Source organism: Streptomyces sp. TRM68416 (assembly GCF_014596915.1).
GTDB lineage: Bacteria > Actinomycetota > Actinomycetes > Streptomycetales > Streptomycetaceae > Streptomyces.
The window spans coordinates 41075-58489 of record NZ_JACVWU010000032.1 but is presented as its reverse complement, the minus strand read 5'-3'; the positions used below and the strand labels follow the sequence as shown (position 1 = coordinate 58489).

The following is a 17415-nucleotide window of genomic DNA, read 5'->3' as shown; positions in this document are numbered from 1 at the left end:
CGATGGCCCTCACCATCGAAGAGATCCGCGCCGACGTCGCCGACTGTCTCGGCGAGGACCCCGCGGACATACCCGTCGACGAGAACCTCGTGGACTACGGCCTGGACTCCGTTCGCATCATGGCTCTCCTGGAGCGCTGGCGCAGCGCGTACGACATCAAGGCCGACTTCGCCGACCTCGCCGAGCAGCCGGCGATCGAGGCCTGGGCTCTGCTGCTGGGGGCGGCATGACCACCGTCGTGGCACCGTCGACCGTACTGCCGCTCACGGCGGCCCAGTCGGGCATGTGGTACGCCCAGGCCCTCGATCCGCTGAGCCCCGCGCAGAACACCGCGGAGTGCCTGGAGATCGACGGCCCGCTCGATGCGGACCTCTTCGCCGCCGCCCTGCGCCGGGTCGCCGATGAGGCCGAGGCACTGCGCGTGGTCGTCGAAGACACCCCCGACGGACCCCGCCAGCACATCCGTGAGTCCGTCGAACTCCCCCTGACGGTCAGCGACCGGCACACCGCCGAAGAGGCCGAGGCCTGGATGCGCGGCGACCTCGCCGAGCCGTGCGATCTCACCACGGGCCCGCTGTTCCGGCACGCCCTGTTCCGGGTCGGCGAGCACCGCTGGCTGTGGTACCAGCGCATCCACCACCTCGTGATGGACGGCTTCGGCTACTCGCTCCTCGTGCGCCGGACCGCCGAGGTCTACTCGGCGCTCGCCCGCGGCGAGGAACCTCCGCCGCGCGCCTTCCGCGGCCTGGCCGACCTCGTCGCGGACGACGCCGACTACCGCTCCTCCCCCGCCTTCGCCGCCGACCGCGCTCACTGGACGCAGGCCCTCGCCGACCGCCCGGAGGCACCCCGGCTCGCGGGCCGGGGCGCGCTGCCCTCCCGCTCGTTCCTGCGCCGTACGGCCCACCTGGCGCCGGCGTCCACCGAACGGCTGCGCGAACTCGCCGGCCAACTGCGCGCCACCTGGCCGGACGTGCTCATCGCCGCTCAGGCGCTCTACACCGCCCGTGCCACCGCTCGTACGGAGGTGGTGCTCGGGCTGCCCATCATGGGGCGGATGGGCTCGGTGGCCCTGCGCGTGCCCGGCATGGTGATGAACGTCCTGCCGCTCAGGCTGACCGTCTCCCCGGAGGCGACCTTCGCCGAACTGCTGCGGCAGGTCGTGCTCGGCATCCGCGAGGTGCGCCGCCACCAGCGCTACCGCTACGAGGACATCCGCCGTGACCTGGGCCTGCTCGGCGAAAACCGCGGTCTGGTCGGTCCGCTGGTCAACGTGATGCCCTTCGACTACGGCGTCGACTTCGCGGGCACGCCCGCCCGCGCCCGCAACCTGTCCGCGGGCCCGGTCGACGACCTGACCGTCAACATCTACGACCGTGCCGACGGCCGCGGCCTGCGCATCGACCACGACGGCAATCCCGCCGTGTACAGCGAAGCCGAACTCACCGCGCACCAGGAGCGGTTCCTGCGGCTGCTGGAGCGGCTGGCCGACGGCGACCCACACCTGCCGCTCGCCGTCCACACGATCACGACCCCGGCGGAACAGGCCCTGGTCCTCGACAAGTTCAACGACACCGAACGGGCTCTGCCGCCGACGACTCTGATCGGTCCGATCGAGTCCCAGGCGGCCCGCACCCCGGACGCGCCGGCGCTGGTCTTCGCGGACACGACACTCACCTACGCACAACTCAACGTCCGCGCCAACCGGTTGGCCCACCACCTCCGCTCGCTGGGCGCGCGTCCGGGTGCGGTGGTGGCGGTGTCGGTGCCGCGCTCCGTCGAGCTGGTCGTCGCGCTCCTCGCCGTACTGAAGACGGGGGCGGCCTATCTGCCGCTCGACCCGGACTATCCCACCCAGCGGCTGACCCACATGCTCCAGGACGCGGTGCCGGTGTGCGCCGTCACCGACCGCGCGGACCGGCTGCCGGACGACGTCGGGACGCCGCTCGTAGTCCTGGACGGGCTCGATCTGACGGCGTACCCGTGGGTGGATCCTGCGCGGGCGCTCACTCCGGCCCATCCCGCCTACGTCATCTACACCTCCGGTTCCACGGGCCGGCCGAAGGGGGTCGTCGTCCCGCACGGGGCGATCGACAACCGACTGCGCTGGATGCAGCACGAGTACGGACTGACCGCGGCGGACCGTGTGTTGCAGAAGACACCGTCGTCCTTCGACGTGTCGGTGTGGGAGTTCTTCTGGCCGCTTCGCGAGGGCGCCGCCCTGGTCGTCGCCGAGCCGGGCGGGCACAAGGACCCCACCTATCTGGCCCGGCTGATCCGCGAACAGGCCGTCACCACCTGCCACTTCGTGCCGTCGATGCTCCAGGCCTTCCTGGCGGACCCGTCGGCGGCCGGCTGCGACGGACTGCGCCGGGTGTTCTGCAGCGGAGAGGCGCTGCCCCGCGAGACGGCCAACGCGTTCTTCCGCACGCTGCCGGACGTCGAGCTGCACAACCAGTACGGGCCGACCGAGGCCGCGGTCGACGTCACGTATCACGCCTGCGCTCCCGGTGGCTCCGGCCCGGTGCCGATCGGGCGGCCGGTGTGGAACACCCGCCTGTACGTCCTGGACGCGGCGCTGCAGCCCTGCCCGCCCGGAGTGGCGGGCGAACTGTACCTGGCGGGTGCCCAGTTGGCCGACGGCTACCTCCATCGCGCCGAGCTGACCGCGACCCGGTTCGTGGCCGACCCGTTCGGCCTGGCGGGCACCCGGATGTACCGCACGGGCGACCTGGCGCGCTGGACGCACGACGGCGAGGTCGAATACCTCGGCCGCACCGACCACCAGGTGAAGCTGCGCGGTCAGCGAATCGAACTCGGCGAGATCGAGGCCGCGTTGGCCACCCAGCCTGGCGTGGACGGCTCGTGCGCGATGGTGACGCAGGACCGGCTCGTCGGCTACGTCACCGGCGACGTCGACCCTCAGGCCGTACGGGCCGCGCTGGCCCGCGAGCTGCCCGAGCACATGGTGCCGGCGGCGATCGTCGCCCTGGACGCGTTCCCGCTCAGCCCCAACGGCAAGCTGGACCGCCGCGAGCTGCCCGCCCCTGTCTTCAAGGGCGGGGCCGGCGGGCGCGCCCCGTCCGGACCACGCGAGGAGACGCTGATGCGGCTGTTCGCCGAGGTGCTCGGCGTCGAACGCATCGGTCCCGACGACGCGTTCTTCGACCTCGGCGGCACGTCCCTGCTCGCGGTGCGGCTGGTGGCGCGGGTGCGGGAGGAGTTCGGTGCCGAGCTGACGATCGGCTCCCTGTTCGAGGCGCCGACACCTGCGGCCCTAGCCGCCCGCCTCGGCACAGCTCAGCAGGCCGCCGGGGACGCCCTGGACGTCGTACTGCCGCTGCGCGCGGAGGGAGCGCGACGGCCGCTGTTCGCGATCCACCCGGCGGGCGGGATCGCCTGGTGTTACGCGGGGCTGTCCGCGCGCCTCGGTCCGCAGCAGCCGGTGTACGGCGTCCAGGCGCGCGGACTGGTCGGTGACGAACCGCTGCCGCGCACCCTGAAGGAGGAGGCCAAGGACTACGTCGAGCGGATCCGGGAGGTGCAGCCGCACGGGCCGTACCGGCTGCTCGGCTGGTCGGTCGGCGGAGTGCTCGCGCACACCGTGGCCGTGCTGCTCCAGGAGACCGGAGAGCGGGTCGAACTCCTGGCGCTGCTCGACGCGTTCCCCGCCGAGCAGTGGCGGGACCGGCCCGCGCCCGAGGAGGGCGACGCGCTCACCGCGGTACTGCGGATGGCGGGCTTCGACCGCACCGACGAGCGGACGCGCGCGGACGTGCTGACCACGCTGCGCCGGGCGGGCAGTCCGCTGGCCGGGCTCTCCGACCGCACGCTGAACCAGATCGTCGACATCGTCCCGAACCACGCCCGCATGATGCGCGAGCACCAACACCGCCGCTACGAGGGCGACTTGCTGTTCTTCACGGCCGCCGCCCCGCGGGCCGAGGACTGGCTGACCCGGGAGGCGTGGCGGCCGCACGTGAGCGGCGCGATCGACAACCACGACCTGGACTGCACCCATCCGCAGCTGATGCGGGACCGGTACCTCGACGACATCGCGGCCCATCTCACCGCATGGCTCAAGGAGTTCGACGCATGACGCGGCAGTCGGGTCCGTTCGATCCCGGTCATCGGCACCTGGTGCTGGAGAACTCCGAGAGACGGCTGTCGTTGTGGCCGGCCTGGCGGGCGGTGCCGCCCGGCTGGGAGGTCCGCTTCGGCCCGGCCCCGCACAAGGAGTGCGTGCTCCGGGTGGAGGTGGGGCGGCGATGACGACGGCGATCGCTCCGCAGGTGCTGGTGCGGGGCCCGGGGCTGGCCCCGCGGGCGCTGTCGCGGGGGCCGCTGCTGTGGGTCGTGCGGCCCCCGGCGGCGGACACCCCGCTCGACTTCCGCCTGCTGGACGCGGAGGAACAGCGACGGGCGGCGGCGCTGCGGCGGCCGGCCGAGCGGGCCCTGTACGTGGCCGCGCACAGCGCGCTGCGCCGGACATTGAGCGCCTACACGGGTGTACCGGCCGCCTCGGTGCGGCTGACGCGGCTGCCCTGTCCGGGCTGCGGCGGCCCGCACGGGCGTCCGGCGGTGGCGGGGCCGGCCGGGCACGCGGTGCACTTCTCGCTCTCCCGCACCGACGGGCTCGCGCTGCTGGGGCTCGCCTCGCGGCCGGTGGGCGTCGATGTCCAGCGGGTGCCCGATCCGAAGCTCGCCGAGGAGGCCTCCCGGTCTCTGCATCCGTCCGAGCGGCGGCAGTTGACCAACATGCCCCCCGCGGTCCGCGCCGCCGCCTTCGCGCGCTGCTGGTCCCGCAAGGAGGCCTACCTCAAGGCGACCGGCGAGGGCGTTTCCCTCGATGCCCTGCGGGGCGTCCATGTCGGGGCCGGCTTCGACCCCGCGCAGCTGTCGCGCTGGCGGCTCGCGGATGTCGACGTCCCCGTCGGCTGGTCCGCGGCCTGTGTGGTCAGCGCCCCAGGAGCTCCACGAGGCCATCGGCCAGTTCCGTGCGCCAGCAGAGGTAGTCATGGCCGCCGTTGAATTCCCGATAGGAGGAGTCGTGATACCCCACGGCCGCGAGCGTGTCGCGCAGCCGCCGCGCCGCGGGCAGGGCCACCCACTCCTGCTCGCCGAAGGACAGCCGGAATCGCACCGGGAGCCGGGGCCCCTCGGCGATGACCTTGGTGAGCCATTCGGTGTCCGGTCCGACGGGCCACCAGAACGAGCCGGACTGGACCAGCGCGTTGCCAAAGCGATGCGGCGCGGCCACGGCGGCGTAGGCGGCGGTGAGTCCGCCGAGGCTCTGGCCCGCGATGATGGTGCGGGCCGGGTCGTCGGTGAGCGGCAGCCGGCCGGCCGCCCAGGGCAGCAACTCGTCGGCGAGGAAGGCGAGGTACTCGGGACGGCAGGACAACTCCGCCCAGCGGGTGGGTTCGTCCACGGCCTCGGGCAGCACGGCGGCGAGCGGGGGGATGCGCCCGTCGGCGATCAGGTTGTCGAGAAGGCGGCCGAGGCCGAGGCGCGGTTGCCAGTGCTCGCCGTCGAGGAGGACGAGGACGGGCAACTCCGGTGCGGGGACGGGGGGTTCGTACAGCCACACACGGCGGTCGGCGACCTGGTGCTCGGTGACGGATCCGCGCGGGACACCGGGTCTCGGCTGCCAGTCCGTCGCTCCCGGCGCGGCGGGGAGTTCGGCGTAGGGGACCGGCTTCCCGTCCCAGCGATGGGGCACGGCCCGGGAGTTGAACGGGTCCGCACGACGGCTCGGGCCCGCGCCGTCGTCGACGATCAGATCGTAGGTGCCGCGCCAGTCGTGGCGCAGGCGCAGCGTCCAGTGCCAGACGTCGGTGCCGGGGACGTGCGCCATCAGGTTGCCCTCGGGGTCGCGGGGGTCGCCCAGCTTGTTCGGCAGGACCCGGACGGCTCGGGTGCCGGGGGCGCCGCGCCACAGGAACGTCACGGCGAGGTGGTCGTCGCGGCCCAGGGGGTCCGGGCCGACAAGGGGGGCGCCGCGGCGGCGGACGTCCGCCCAGAACGCCTCCGTCCCGCCGGGCGCGGGCAGCGCGCACGCCGGCTCGGAGAGCCGGGGTACCGGGTCCGGTCGCGGGATGCGGGGCGGGTGGTGCGGGGCACCCTCCGGCGGCGTCAGCGCGGGCACGGGCATGGGGGCGGACTCCCGATGGCGAGGCGGCTCTTCCTGTTAGGACAGCCTAACCTCACCTCCTTTTGTGATCACTCGCATATGTCTCTCATCTGCCAGGAGCATTTCTCATGACGTCTCACAGACCCACACTCGGTGGCCGTGTCCTCGCGCTGACCGCCGGCGCCACGCTCGGGCTCGGCGCCCTGGCCGTGCCCGTGCTGGGCTCCACCGTCCTCGACACCAACGGCAGCGTGGCCCTGGCGGCGGACGCGACGACGCCCGCAGTCACGCTCGGGACCGCCTCCGCGGCGCCGGGCGGCGAGGTGTCGTTCACCGTCTCGGGCTTCCCGGCCGCGGCCACGCTGAGTGTGAAGTTCGACGACACGACCCTGCTCAAGCAGTTCACGATCGGCGACGACGGGACCGTGTCGGGGACGGTGACGATACCGGCCGACGCGAGCGTGGGCGGCGGTCACTGGCTGCGGTTCCTGGCCCCGCAGACCAGCGTGAAGAGCGAGGCGCTGACGGTGGCGGAGGCGCCCACCCCGTCCCCGACGCCGACTCCCACACCGACAGCGACTCCCACCGCCACGGCGCCGACCCCCGCGGTGAAGCTGACCAGCAGTGCCAAGGTCACGGCGGGCGGCAAGGTCTCCTTCAGCCTCACCGGATTCGCCGAGGGCCAGACGGTGACGGTCAAGCTGGACGACAGCACGATCCTCGCCCAGTGGACCGACGCGGTGGACGCGGCCGGCACCTTCGAGGGGACGGTCACCATCCCCTCCTCCACCTCTGCGGGAGCGCATTGGCTGCGCTTCCTCGCCCCTGAACCGGCGACCAGCCTCAAGGCCGACATCACGGTGAAGGCGGCGACCTCGGGCGAGGACGACGGCAGCGACTCCGGGTCGGGATCCGGCTCGGGATCCGGCTCGGGCTCGGGCGGCAGCAGCTCCGGCTCCGACAGCGGCGGTTCGGGCAGCGGCGGCGACTCGTCCGGCGCCGCCGCCTCCATCACAGCCGGCTCGCAGGTGGCCGCGGGCGGCAAGGTGTCCTTCCGGGTGACCGGGTTCCCGGCGGGTCAGCGCCTGACGGTCAAGCTGGACGACAGCGAGATCCTCGGCCAGTGGACCCTCGGCTCCGACGGGTCGTACTCCGGCAGCGTCACGGTGCCGTCGGACACGACGAAGGGCTCGCACTGGCTGCGCTTCCTGGCCCCGGACCCGGCGACCAGCCTCAAGGCGGCCTTCACGGTGACCAGCGGCACGTCCACCGCCGCCTCGACGACCTCGCCGTCTTCCTCTTCCTCTTCCTCGTCCTCGGCGACCCCGGTCCCCGCCGCCTCCGGCGCACCCGCGAGCGCCACCAACTCCGCCGGCGCGAAGGCCGAGATCACCGCCAGTGAGGTGCAGCCCGGCGGGCGGCTCCACTTCAAGGTGACGAAGTTCCCGGCCGGGGAGACGGTCACCGTCAAGCTCGACGACGAGAGCATCCTGGGCCAGTGGAAGGCCGATGCGTACGGTTCGTACGAGGGTGACGTGACGGTCCCCGCGGACACCTCCGTCGGCGCGCACTGGCTGCGCTTCCTCGCGCCCAACCCGCCCACTTCACTGAAGATCGAGTTCACGACGACCGCCGCGGACGGCACACCGTCCACTTCCCCGACCGCCCAGGACACCGAGCCGCAGAGCCTCGCCGCCGCGACCGTCGAGGCTCCGGTCTCCTACGCCACCATCACGTGGTCCGCAGCGGCCGCGGCAGCCGGCGGTGCCGGCGGAGCCGCGGCGACGACCTTGTTCGTCGTGCGCCGCCGCAGCGCGGCCAACTGAGCCACTCTCCCACCAGTTGATCACCTACACAAGGAGTTCCATCAGCATGTCCACTCGCATCACCTACCGTGCGGCCGTCGCCGCGGCGCTTGCCGCGGCCGGCACCGTCGCCCTGCCCGGCACGGCCTCGGCCCAGGCGACCACCACCGTCACCGCCACCACGGCCCCCTTGGTGAAGGGCCTCTACCAGTCGGCCTACTCCGAGCGGAACGACGCCCTCTGGGTCACCGTCTCCAACGGCCGTCCGCCCGTCACCGCGACCAGCCTGCTCAAGGTCGACCCGGACACGCTCGCCGTGGAGCGGACGATCACCCCGCCGGTCACCGACGCCACCACCGGCGCGCGGGAGGCCGTCTACGGTGTCGCCGTCGACGACGAGCACAACACCGTGTGGGTCACCAACACCCGCAACAACACGGTCGCCGTCTACAGCCAGAAGGACGGCTCCCACCTGGCCACGCTGCCGGACGTGGCACACGCCCGGGAGATCGTCGTGGACGAGCGCCACAACACGGTCTGGGCGACGGCCTTCGGCTCGGGGGCCCTGGTCGCCTATGACTCGAAGACCCTTGAGGAGAAGCGCCGCATCACCGTCGAGGGCGCGAGCCCGGCCGGTGTCACGGTCAACGAGCGCACCGGCACGGTGTACGCGACCGACCTCGCGGGCGACCGAATCATCGCGGTCACCCGGCAGTCGGACACCCCGGTATTCGTCCCCACCGGCGACGGCCCGATCTCGATCTCGCTGTCCGGCAACGGTAGTACGGCCTACACCGCCGACCAGACGGCCGGCACGGTCTCGGTCGTCGACCTGAAGCAGGGGACCGTCACGAAGTCCGTGGCCACAGGGGCGGGGGCGCTGTCCCTGGACACCGACGAGCGCTCGGGTGACGTGGTGGTCGTCAACCGCACGGCGGCGACCGTGACGGTGGTCGACCCTCGTGCGGGTGTTGTCGAGGAGACCGTGACCACGGCGGCCAACCCCAACCATGTCGAGGTGACCGACGGCCGCGCGTACGTGGTCGACAAGTCCGGTGCCGGCGCGGCCGGTGCGGACCAGGTGACCCGGATCGACCTGGGGCACTGAGCCGAGCGGGAGGGCCCCGGCTCCGGGGCCCTCCTGACCGGTGAACGTGACCGCCGCCGACATGCAGGAGGCCGTCGGCGAGTTCCTGAACGCCTGTGAGCCAGATGAAGGTCGTCATGATCGGCTGTTGCCGCAGTAGCGGCTTCGCCGTGGGCCTGCACACCTGCGACCGTAAGCCCGACTCCGTCGCGAAGTCCGCCGAGCAGGACCAGCCCCTGCTCACGAGCCGCGGCTCGCACGTGCTGTCCTCGTCACTGTCCGGTGAGGACTCGTAGCCGCCACGGACAGCACCGGCGAGGCGAGCGAGCACGGTCGCCTGAGCGGAACCCCGACCGGGCCCACGAGGACTCCACGTCGGAACGGAAGACCGTCAGCTGAGCCCCTCCGCCGCGACACGGAGTGCCGAGCGCAGGGCTGCCCTCAGTTCGGCCTCCACCGTCGCGGGGTCGGATGACGCGTCGGCGGTGCGCCACGCACAGTGTTCGACTGCCGCGCGCAGGGTCGCGTTGAGCATGGCCGCCCGGACCATGGGCCGTAGGTCGTCGACGGGCAGACCGGCTCGCTCGGCCAGGACTCGGGCGAACACCGGCTCGGCCTCATCGTGCATCTGAAGCCAGACGGCGCGCAGGCCTGGTTCGGTACGGGTCAGCCGGATCAGTGCGCCGACGGTGGCGCGATCGCCGCCGCCGACGAGTCCGTGTTCGGCCGTGGGCTCCTGGTCGAAGAGCTGTTCAAGGGGCTGCCCGGAACGCCAGTCGCGAAGGCAGGCGACAGCAAGATCGATGCCCGCCGACAACAGCGGCCGTACGCAGCTCTCCTTGCTCGGGAAGTACCGCCATACCGTTCGCGAGGAGACACCGACGGCCCGCCCGATCTGCTCACCGGTGGTCGCCGTGACGCCCTGCGCGACGAACAGGTCCACCGCCGCCCAGGCGATCTCCCATCGGATCTCGGTCTTGCGCTCCTCGCTCAGGGGCGGCCGCCCCGTGCGTCCGCGCGGTACGGTCATCTCTTCTCCCGCCGATGGTGATCGATCCCCTGGGATTCTCCATCAAACGTTTATGTCGCTCACAGACATTAACTCGTAGGATGGGGCGCGCCAGGCGCGTCGCCTGCGATGAGCGGATCGGAGCGCCTCTTGACCAGCGGACTCGGCGGACTCGGCGTCCTCGTCACCGGAACGAGTTCCGGCATCGGGCTGCGACCAGCCCGGCCTTCGCCGCGGAGAACGCGCGCGTGCTCGTGACGGAACTCGACGCAGAGGGCACGGAACACTGCATGCCCATCGTCGAGAATGTCGAGCAGGCCATCCACTGGCCGACACCATCGGCAGCGGCGCGGCATGGAGCACCTCGCCGAGGATCCCGCACAGGCCGACGGCCGCGAAAGCCCGCCATGAACCCCGCTCGCGTAACGGTTCGAGATGACCGTGCCGCGCGGTCAGCCATTCCCGGAAAACGCGCCATCACTCCCTCAAACCATTCAAACAATTCCCACAGCCCATCCATGGAAATGCGCGCGACACACATAGTCCCGCAACATGCAATCTGTTCTGACGCCTCTGGGAATTGACATCACGAACGACGCACTGCAACGATCAATGAGCCCACATAATCCGAGTCTCCCTTTGGAGTGGGGGCACGCCAAAGCCGTGCAAAAAAATGCATTAGCAAGCAATCTGGAATTCCCGGCGAGAGGAACCCCTGTGACGGTGAAGAATGACAGCAAGAAGGTCCAGCCAGGCGGTGGGCCGGTCCATCGGCGGTCGTTCCTGGGTGGCTCCGTCGCCGCCGCCGTGGCGGCCGTGTCCATAGGCGCCACGCAGGCGTCGGCCGCCGACAGGAAGGCGGCTCCGACGGCGGCCGCCGGAGGCACCTCGGCATCGGGGTTGCGGGCGGGGGCCGGCAAGGCCGTGATCGAGATCCCGTCCTCGCTTCTGCCCCTGGACGGCTTCACCACGGTCCACGACGACCTGTACGTCCGGATCCTGCTGCTGGAGAGCGGCTCACGCCGCGTCGCCCTGGTCGTACTGGACATGACCTCGATCGGTTCGGACGGTGTCGCCGCACTGCGGAAGATCGTCACCGACGCGGCCGGCGTCGAGTCGGCCGACATCATCGTGACCGTCACCCACACCTTCTCGACCCCGCACGTCAATCCCGGCAGTGCGGCCAACTCCCCGTTCATGAAGCAGGTCTCGCAGGCCGCTTCGACGGCGGTCGCGGCCGCGGTCAAGGCGCTGCAGCCCGCCCTGGTCGGTTTCGGCACCGGCAAGTGCGACGTCAACGTCAATCGTGACGTCCTCACCGCCGACGGCTGGTGGCTGGGCACCGGCGAGTCGGGCACGTCCGACAAGAGCGTCGGCGTCACCCGCTTCGACGACACGGCCGGCAACCCCATCGCCATCCTGGTCAACTACGCCGTGCAGTCTTCCGTGATGCTGGACTCCGTCATGGCGAACGGCGACCACCCCGTCACGGCCGACCTCGCGGGCGCGGCGGTGGCGCACATCGAGAAGCAGTACGGCGACGACACCGTGGGCTTCTTCCTCGTCGGAGCATGCGGCGACCAGTCGCCCGCCTTCCGGTCCAAGCGATACACCATCGACAAGGACAAGAAGTGGTCCCAGACCGACGCCGCCGACGCCGGCTGGCTGCTGCTGACCGTGCAGGGCGAGCGGCTGGGTACCGAGGCCGTCCGGGTCAGCCAGACCGTCAAGACCACGGCCGCGGCGACGCTGGACCTGGTCACCGACTCCGTCACGGTCGACGCCGTCACCATGGGGCGCCCGACGGGCCCTGTGAAGACCTACACCTTCACTCCCAACGGCACGGCCGACGTACCCATCTGGGTGCTCCGGATCGGGGCCGGAGTGTTCGCCGGGGTGGCGCCGGAATTGTCCGCCTCCACCGGCCTGAGCATCAAAAAACGCTCCCCCTTCCCGCACACGGCCGTGCTGTCGATGCTCGACGGCGGGGCGAAGAGCATGGCAGATTCCATCAGTTACGCCCGGATCACCTACGAAGCGGTGAATTCGACCTATGCACAGGGTTCGGCGGAAAAGGTCGCGGCGAAAATCGACGACATGCTCGACTCCCTGCGCGGCTGACTTGAAATCGCCCCGGATTCGGAAGCCCTGACACAAGCTCTTGACCGGACTTGGTGAAAAGAATCGCCGGAGTTCCGTTCCGGCAGGCGTTGCGCGGGATCCTGTTCCAGCTGCGCACCTTACCGGCGTGTCGGGCAGGATGTGTTCCAAGAGCAGCACCTCGGCTCGGAAACGACCTGCCCGCGGCGCCTGACCGCCTTCAAGGAGTTCGGCTTCCGGGACCGGCCGCGTCCAGTCCCGTTGAGGGAACAACGGTCGAAGAGAAGGGGCTGGGCGGGGTTCGATGCATGGCTGTGGCGGCGGGCACCACAACGCCCTGCCGAGACCGCCGCAGACCCCGCCGCCATGACACGCAGGCCAGACCCACCGCGCGACGGGCTCCGTCAACGAACTCGCTCGGCGGGTCGAGGTCTGCGTCGTCGTGCACAGGACGCGCCCCGGGCCGCGGTGAGCGGGCACGGGAAGAAGGCGACAGGCGACGGGGCCGTCACCCTGCCATGCACATGGCCGCGCGGGCCGCCCCTCGCTCGTGCGCCTTCGACGGTCCGTCTCGCGCGGCCCGGGGCCCCGGGCAGATGTCCTCGGTATGCCTTCGAGGTTCACACCCGGTTTCGTGGCCCTGCCCGTGAGCCCGAAGAGAGCCCATGAACCGGCCTCATCTCCTCATCCTGTGCGCCGCCACAGCAACCGCACAACTTTCAGTGCTGGAATCTCTCGCAGTCGCCTCGCCGAAACTCGGGGCGACTGCAACGCCGTTGGACTGAGGCGTCGGCGAACGCTCCCTGAGGCGACGGATCGCCACGGCGTCCGGCCAGGACTCCCACCGGCCTCGCCCCACGGCGTCAGAACACGCAAGCAACCCCGCACGGGGGGATAGGAATCTCATGGATCGTCGTAAGTTTCTGGTGCGTTCGGCCGGCACGGCGGTGGCCGTGCTGGCGGGCGCCGTCGGTTGCAGCTCGGGCAGCGGCAACAGCGGCTCCAACCATGTGAAGAACGCGACGGCGATCACACAGGTGTTCGGCGATGGCCAGAAGCTGACCAGCGTCACCCTGGAGTACGACGCCGAGATCAAGAACGCCGGACTGTCCACATCGGACTTCTCGGTCAGCGGCCGGAAGATCACCAAAATCTACGCGAACACCTCCGCCGCCACCGCTTCCAAGGGCACCGACGGCAAGTACGTGATCCTGGAACTGGATCCCGATGACGACAACGCCATGATCAACCCTGGCGCCGCCGCGGCGATGAGCCAGATGGGCGGCGGCTCGGGCGCACCCAGCGGTGCCCCGAGCGGGGCGCCCAGCGGCGGGGGCATGGGCGGCCCGCCGAGCGGCGCGCCCGGTGGCGGCGGGGGCGGCCAGCAGGCCAAGTCGGTCAGGACCGCCTCCGCGACGGTCGTACAGAAGGCGGACATCGCCACCGTCGACGGCTCCTCCTACGCGGCCGGCTCGTCGGAGATCAAGACGACCAAGGCCGACAACCTGATCGTGGACGACTTCCAGCAGTTCTCCTTCAAGGATCCGGAGAACGGCAACACCCTCAAGTACAACCTGTACCTCCCCAAGGGCTACGACAGCGACGGCGATGAGTCCTACCCCCTGGTGCTCTTCATGCACGACGCCGCCGTGCTGAGCAGCGACCCCCTCACCACCCTCACCCAGGGTCTCGGCGCCGTCAGCTGGGCCAGCCCCGAGGACCAGGCCAAGCGTCCCGCCTTCGTGCTCGCTCCGCAGTACGACACCACGGTCGTCGACGACCACGGCAGCTACACGATCACGAACTGGCTGGACACCACCGTCCGACTGCTGGAGAAGATCACCGGTTCCTACAAGGTCGACGAGAAGCGGCTGTACGCCACCGGGCAGTCCATGGGCGCGATCATGACGATCATCATCAACTTCCAGCACCCCGATCTGCTCGCCGCCTCCTTCATCGTCGACGGACAGTGGGACTCCAGCAAGGTCAAGCCCCTGGCCGACCAGAACCTGTGGTTCGTCGCCGCCCACGGCGACGCCAGCGCCTACGCCGGCCAGAACAAGATCGTAAAGGTCCTTGAGGGCGAGGGCGCCAAGATCACGACTGCCACCTGGGACGGCAAGTCCACCCAGGTCGAGCTCGCCGCGGACGTGAAGGCCATGACCGCCAAGGGCACCGCGATCAACCACACCATCTTCAAGAAGGGCACCGTCGTGCCGGAGGGCCAGGAGGAGACCTCCCTCAACAACCACCTCAACTCCTGGCGCGTCGCGTACACCATCGAGGGCATCCGCGACTGGATCTTCCAGCAGAGCAGGTAGCAGCGGCTCAGCAGGAACGGCCCGTCGACGCGGTTCCCGCCCGCAGGCCCTTGTCGTGCGGCCGGTGGGGCGTCGGCGGGCACGCTGACCGTCCCGCCTGGGCCTGCGGAAGAAGCCTCTGGGCGAAGCTGCCACCGGTGCGGCGGCGGTGAGAGGGACGCCACGGCTGGGTGAGCGGGAGCCGCCGCCTCTTTCCCCCCACCATCTCGTGCGTCGCCCTCCGGAGCACTTGACCATTCAGGTCGTCACATTCGGGTCTTCACCGGAATCCGGCCCACGACGTCGAGGAAGAGGTCGAAGCGGGGCGCTTCCGGGCCCAGTAGTGCCCCATCTGCAGGGCCCCGAGCCACTGCACGATGCCCAGCCCGAAGATGCGCCAGCTCTGCTCGTCCATGTCGTCAGGGGAGCCGGCTGGCTTGAACGCCAAGATGACGCGGTCGCGCAGTCGGCCGAAGGCGTGCGGGTCGTGGCGGTACGGCATCGCCACATGGGCGGCGTAGCCGGGTACGGCGAGAACTGATCGTGCATCCTCCAGGCGAGGTCCTGGAGGGGTGGGAACGAGCCGAACCGCCGACGCCCCTCTCACGCCATGGCCCGTGGCCGTCCCTGACGTGTCGGACCTGGATCCCGCAGCCGCGTCCCGTCGCGTGGGCGCCGTACCGACGGCCGTGCTGGAACTGGTCAAGACTCTGCGCCCGGGCCTGCGCGACCGGTTGCGCCGATCTCGCGTTCGCCGTCTCGGCCGAGGCGCAGCAGGCCTACGGCAAGGCAACCCGAGCCGACTCGAAGCCGTGGGGCTGCCCGACCACGGCCACGAACGACCCGGCCGCCTCCCTGGGGCGGGCCCGTCGGCAACTCGCCGCGGCGGCGCCTGGCACCGAGGAGGGGTACTGATGTGGATTCTGGCCGGTCTGACTGCCGCCGCAGTATTTGTCCTGCGCAGGCTCCGACGGGGTCGCTCGCGGCTGCCCGTCGGCGGTGGGGCGCCGGCGTTGCTGCTCGCGGCCTTCGGTGTGGCGCTCGCGCAGACGATCGTGCTCGCCGCGCTGACGGTGTTCGCCCGCGAACTCGACGTCGCCGCGACGGGTGCGACCTGGCTCCTGACCGCCTTCATGCGCGCCTCCGCGGTGGCCACGCCAGTGGCGGGGCGGCTCGGTGACCTGTTCGGCCATCGCCGTGTCATCGTCACCGGTCTTGTGCTGCCGGCGGGCTCGGTGGTGGCCGCGTTGAGCACCCAGCTGGGCTCGTACAGCGGCACCGTGACAGGCCGAGTGCTCCAGGGGCTGTCCGGCGGCGTCTTCCCTTGCGCCTTCGGGTTGGCTCGCCAGAGTGTTCCCGCCGAGCGGCTGGGAGGTGTCGTCGCGGCGCTCAGCGCGATGTTCGGCGTCGGCGGGGCGCTCGGCACGGTCGTCGCCGGTCCCCTCGTCGACGTCGCCGGTCCCGCAGCGCTCTTCTGGCTCGTCGCCACGCCGGCCCTGCTGGCCCTGGCCGGGATGGACCGTGTGCCGACGCCGTCCGCATCCGCTGCTCCCGCAAGGCGCGTCGCCCTCGCGGGTGCAGCCCTGCTCACAGGCGCGCTGGTCGCCCTCCTGCTCGCCATCAGCCAGGGCCCCGCGTGGGGCTGGTCCTCGCCGGGGATCAGCGCATTGTTCGTCACCGCGGTCGCACAGACCGCCGCATTCGGGTTCGTCGAGCGGCGCGTCGCGGCACCGCTGATCGACCTACGACTGCTGATCGGCCGCGCCTGCTCACCGCGAACATCGCCACCCTCGTCGTGGGCGTGGGGATGTTCGCCGCAGTCACACTCCTGCCGTTGTTCGTCCAGACGCCCACCGCACTCGGCTACGGTTTCGGCTACTCCCCTGCCCAAACCGGGCTCTTGATGGCGCCGATGGCCGTGTGCATGCTTCTCGCGGCCCCGCTTGCGGTGCGGGTTTCGCCCGCCCTGGGCGCGAGGGCCGCCTTCAGGGGGCGCGGTCCTCGCGGCGATCGCGTTGGGCGGGCTCGGCCTGCTCCACGACCACATCGCGGAGGTGCTCCTCTGGTGTGCTCTCCTGGGGCTGGCCTACGGCCTTGCCTTGGCCTCGCTCGGCGGCCTGGTCGTCGGCGCCGTCGCCCAGGAGAAGACGGGCGTGGTCACCGGCATCAACACCATCCTGCGTACCGTCGGCGGCGCTCTCGGTTCCGAACTCGCCGCCGTGATCGTGGCATCATCGGCGACCGCGCCCGGACGGCCGCCGGAGGAATCGGGCTACACCACCGCGTTCGTCGTCGCCGCCGCGATCGCACTCTGCGCGGCCGCCGTGACCGCGACCCGGGGCGCCGTCACCGCCCGGCCTGGGTCCAAAGCCGTCAACGCGGAGCTCGGCGAAGGCCGATGACCGAGCGGCGAGAGCGAAGCCGATCCGGTTCACCTTGCCTGTTCGCACCTTTCTCAGCAGAGGCGGAGACATCGGTGGAGCCGGATCTCGAATGCTTGGCCACCGCGCTGTAGGTGAGATCCGACGATCCGGTGCACTCCACTCCCGCACGGTGCAGGATGCCGAAGGAGCGGGCGTATACGAGGAGTTGACGGCATCCGGCCGCGGTTGTCGGAAACTCCCGGTAGGACAGGAGCGCGCTGAGCACAGCGATCCCTGCTGCGACATGCACGTCCCGGTGGGTGTCGTCCCCGAGGGTCACATCCTCCGTGGGCTGTTCTGCTTGCCGCGCGAGCAGGGCAGGCTGGTGACGCCACACGGCCCCTTCGTCGGCTGAATGGTGACCGCCGTCGAGCCGGGTGAGCGGTCAGAAGTGTGATCCTCGACCACGATGAGCAGCTGCTGTGAGTCCTGTGCGATCAGGCTGGGAATCCCGTTCCGCTGTTCACGGTCCGCTCCCCGAGTGACAGCCCTGCCGCCCCTGAACAACACCCTCCACCCAGCAACACCTTCTGGAAACCGTCATCCCTGCCGATGCCTG

Annotated in this window: 14 protein-coding genes; 11 read left to right on the top strand and 3 right to left on the bottom strand. The window is 70.9% G+C overall.

All coding sequences use genetic code 11. From position 1 onward, the window contains the following. The first annotated feature begins 2 nt into the window (after positions 1–2). From ICC28_RS35670 to ICC28_RS35655, 4 genes are read left to right on the top strand one after another with little or no spacing between them, the layout of a single operon-like run. Positions 3–230, top strand: coding sequence for a phosphopantetheine-binding protein (locus ICC28_RS35670; protein ID WP_188292975.1), 228 nt, complete (start codon positions 3–5; stop codon positions 228–230). After that, positions 227–4099 (top strand): non-ribosomal peptide synthetase, encoded by a 3873-nt coding sequence (locus ICC28_RS35665; protein WP_188292974.1) that lies wholly within the window; start codon positions 227–229, stop codon positions 4097–4099. Before ICC28_RS35670 ends, ICC28_RS35665 begins: the two co-directional genes overlap by 4 nt. Then, the gene (locus tag ICC28_RS35660; RefSeq protein ID WP_188292973.1) at positions 4096–4272 is read left to right on the top strand and encodes an MbtH family NRPS accessory protein; all 177 of its coding nucleotides are present in this window, start codon (positions 4096–4098) and stop codon (positions 4270–4272) included. The genes ICC28_RS35665 and ICC28_RS35660 overlap by 4 nt, the downstream gene beginning before the upstream one ends. Next, the gene (locus tag ICC28_RS35655) at positions 4269–5030 is read left to right on the top strand and encodes a 4'-phosphopantetheinyl transferase family protein (RefSeq protein ID WP_188292972.1); all 762 of its coding nucleotides are present in this window, start codon (positions 4269–4271) and stop codon (positions 5028–5030) included. The genes ICC28_RS35660 and ICC28_RS35655 overlap by 4 nt, the downstream gene beginning before the upstream one ends. Here ICC28_RS35655 and ICC28_RS35650 read toward each other — a convergent pair. Next, positions 4957–6153 (bottom strand): alpha/beta hydrolase-fold protein, encoded by a 1197-nt coding sequence (locus ICC28_RS35650; protein ID WP_188292971.1) that lies wholly within the window; start codon positions 6151–6153, stop codon positions 4957–4959. The genes ICC28_RS35655 and ICC28_RS35650 overlap by 74 nt on opposite strands. A gap of 107 nt (positions 6154–6260) precedes the next feature. On the opposite strand from ICC28_RS35650, the gene ICC28_RS35645 reads away from it, so the two are divergent. The 3 genes from ICC28_RS35645 to ICC28_RS35635 all read left to right on the top strand — a co-directional run bounded on the left by ICC28_RS35645 (position 6261) and on the right by ICC28_RS35635 (position 9320). Next, positions 6261–7958: a hypothetical protein gene (locus ICC28_RS35645; RefSeq protein WP_188292970.1), complete on the top strand. Its 1698-nt coding sequence runs from the start codon at positions 6261–6263 to the stop codon at positions 7956–7958. 46 nt (positions 7959–8004) lie between these two features. Then, positions 8005–9045, top strand: a complete 1041-nt coding sequence (locus ICC28_RS35640; RefSeq protein WP_188292969.1) for a YncE family protein — start codon at positions 8005–8007, stop codon at positions 9043–9045. Positions 9046–9140: 95 nt separating this feature from the next. Continuing rightward, positions 9141–9320, top strand: a complete 180-nt coding sequence (locus tag ICC28_RS35635) for a hypothetical protein (protein WP_188292968.1) — start codon at positions 9141–9143, stop codon at positions 9318–9320. A gap of 95 nt (positions 9321–9415) precedes the next feature. Here ICC28_RS35635 and ICC28_RS35630 read toward each other — a convergent pair whose 3' ends face one another. Beyond that, positions 9416–10054 (bottom strand): TetR/AcrR family transcriptional regulator, encoded by a 639-nt coding sequence (locus ICC28_RS35630; RefSeq protein ID WP_188292967.1) that lies wholly within the window; start codon positions 10052–10054, stop codon positions 9416–9418. Positions 10055–10750: 696 nt separating this feature from the next. Here ICC28_RS35630 and ICC28_RS35625 point away from each other — a divergent pair. Both ICC28_RS35625 and ICC28_RS35620 read left to right on the top strand, forming a co-directional pair. Continuing rightward, a complete protein-coding gene (locus tag ICC28_RS35625) occupies positions 10751–12154 on the top strand; it encodes a hypothetical protein (protein WP_188292966.1) in 1404 nt (467 codons plus the stop codon). A gap of 884 nt (positions 12155–13038) precedes the next feature. Next, a complete protein-coding gene (locus ICC28_RS35620) occupies positions 13039–14454 on the top strand; it encodes an alpha/beta hydrolase-fold protein (protein WP_188292965.1) in 1416 nt (471 codons plus the stop codon). Between the two features lie 259 nt (positions 14455–14713). Here the strand turns inward: ICC28_RS35620 and ICC28_RS35615 are convergent, their stop codons facing one another. Then, positions 14714–14941 (bottom strand): hypothetical protein, encoded by a 228-nt coding sequence (locus tag ICC28_RS35615; protein ID WP_188292964.1) that lies wholly within the window; start codon positions 14939–14941, stop codon positions 14714–14716. 406 nt (positions 14942–15347) lie between these two features. Between ICC28_RS35615 and ICC28_RS35610 the strand changes: the two genes are divergently transcribed. Both ICC28_RS35610 and ICC28_RS35605 read left to right on the top strand, forming a co-directional pair. Next, a complete protein-coding gene (locus ICC28_RS35610; RefSeq protein ID WP_188292963.1) occupies positions 15348–16337 on the top strand; it encodes an MFS transporter in 990 nt (329 codons plus the stop codon). Positions 16338–16448: 111 nt separating this feature from the next. Continuing rightward, complete coding sequence (locus ICC28_RS35605; protein ID WP_188292962.1) at positions 16449–16835, top strand: hypothetical protein; 387 nt, start codon at positions 16449–16451, stop codon at positions 16833–16835. Positions 16836–17415 lie beyond the last annotated feature (580 nt).

Excerpts from the sequence above, each read along its gene's own strand:
- ICC28_RS35665 (WP_188292974.1), top strand. The coding sequence starts at position 227 with ATGACCACCGTCGTGGCACCGTCGACCGTACTGCCGCTCACGGCGGCC.
- ICC28_RS35645 (WP_188292970.1), top strand. The coding sequence starts at position 6,261 with ATGACGTCTCACAGACCCACACTCGGTGGCCGTGTCCTCGCGCTGACC.
- ICC28_RS35670 (WP_188292975.1), top strand. The coding sequence starts at position 3 with ATGGCCCTCACCATCGAAGAGATCCGCGCCGACGTCGCCGACTGTCTC.
- ICC28_RS35630 (WP_188292967.1), bottom strand. The coding sequence starts at position 10,054 with ATGACCGTACCGCGCGGACGCACGGGGCGGCCGCCCCTGAGCGAGGAG.
- ICC28_RS35610 (WP_188292963.1), top strand. The coding sequence starts at position 15,348 with ATGTGGATTCTGGCCGGTCTGACTGCCGCCGCAGTATTTGTCCTGCGC.
- ICC28_RS35660 (WP_188292973.1), top strand. The coding sequence starts at position 4,096 with ATGACGCGGCAGTCGGGTCCGTTCGATCCCGGTCATCGGCACCTGGTG.
- ICC28_RS35655 (WP_188292972.1), top strand. The coding sequence starts at position 4,269 with ATGACGACGGCGATCGCTCCGCAGGTGCTGGTGCGGGGCCCGGGGCTG.
- ICC28_RS35620 (WP_188292965.1), top strand. The coding sequence starts at position 13,039 with ATGGATCGTCGTAAGTTTCTGGTGCGTTCGGCCGGCACGGCGGTGGCC.
- ICC28_RS35640 (WP_188292969.1), top strand. The coding sequence starts at position 8,005 with ATGTCCACTCGCATCACCTACCGTGCGGCCGTCGCCGCGGCGCTTGCC.
- ICC28_RS35650 (WP_188292971.1), bottom strand. The coding sequence starts at position 6,153 with ATGCCCGTGCCCGCGCTGACGCCGCCGGAGGGTGCCCCGCACCACCCG.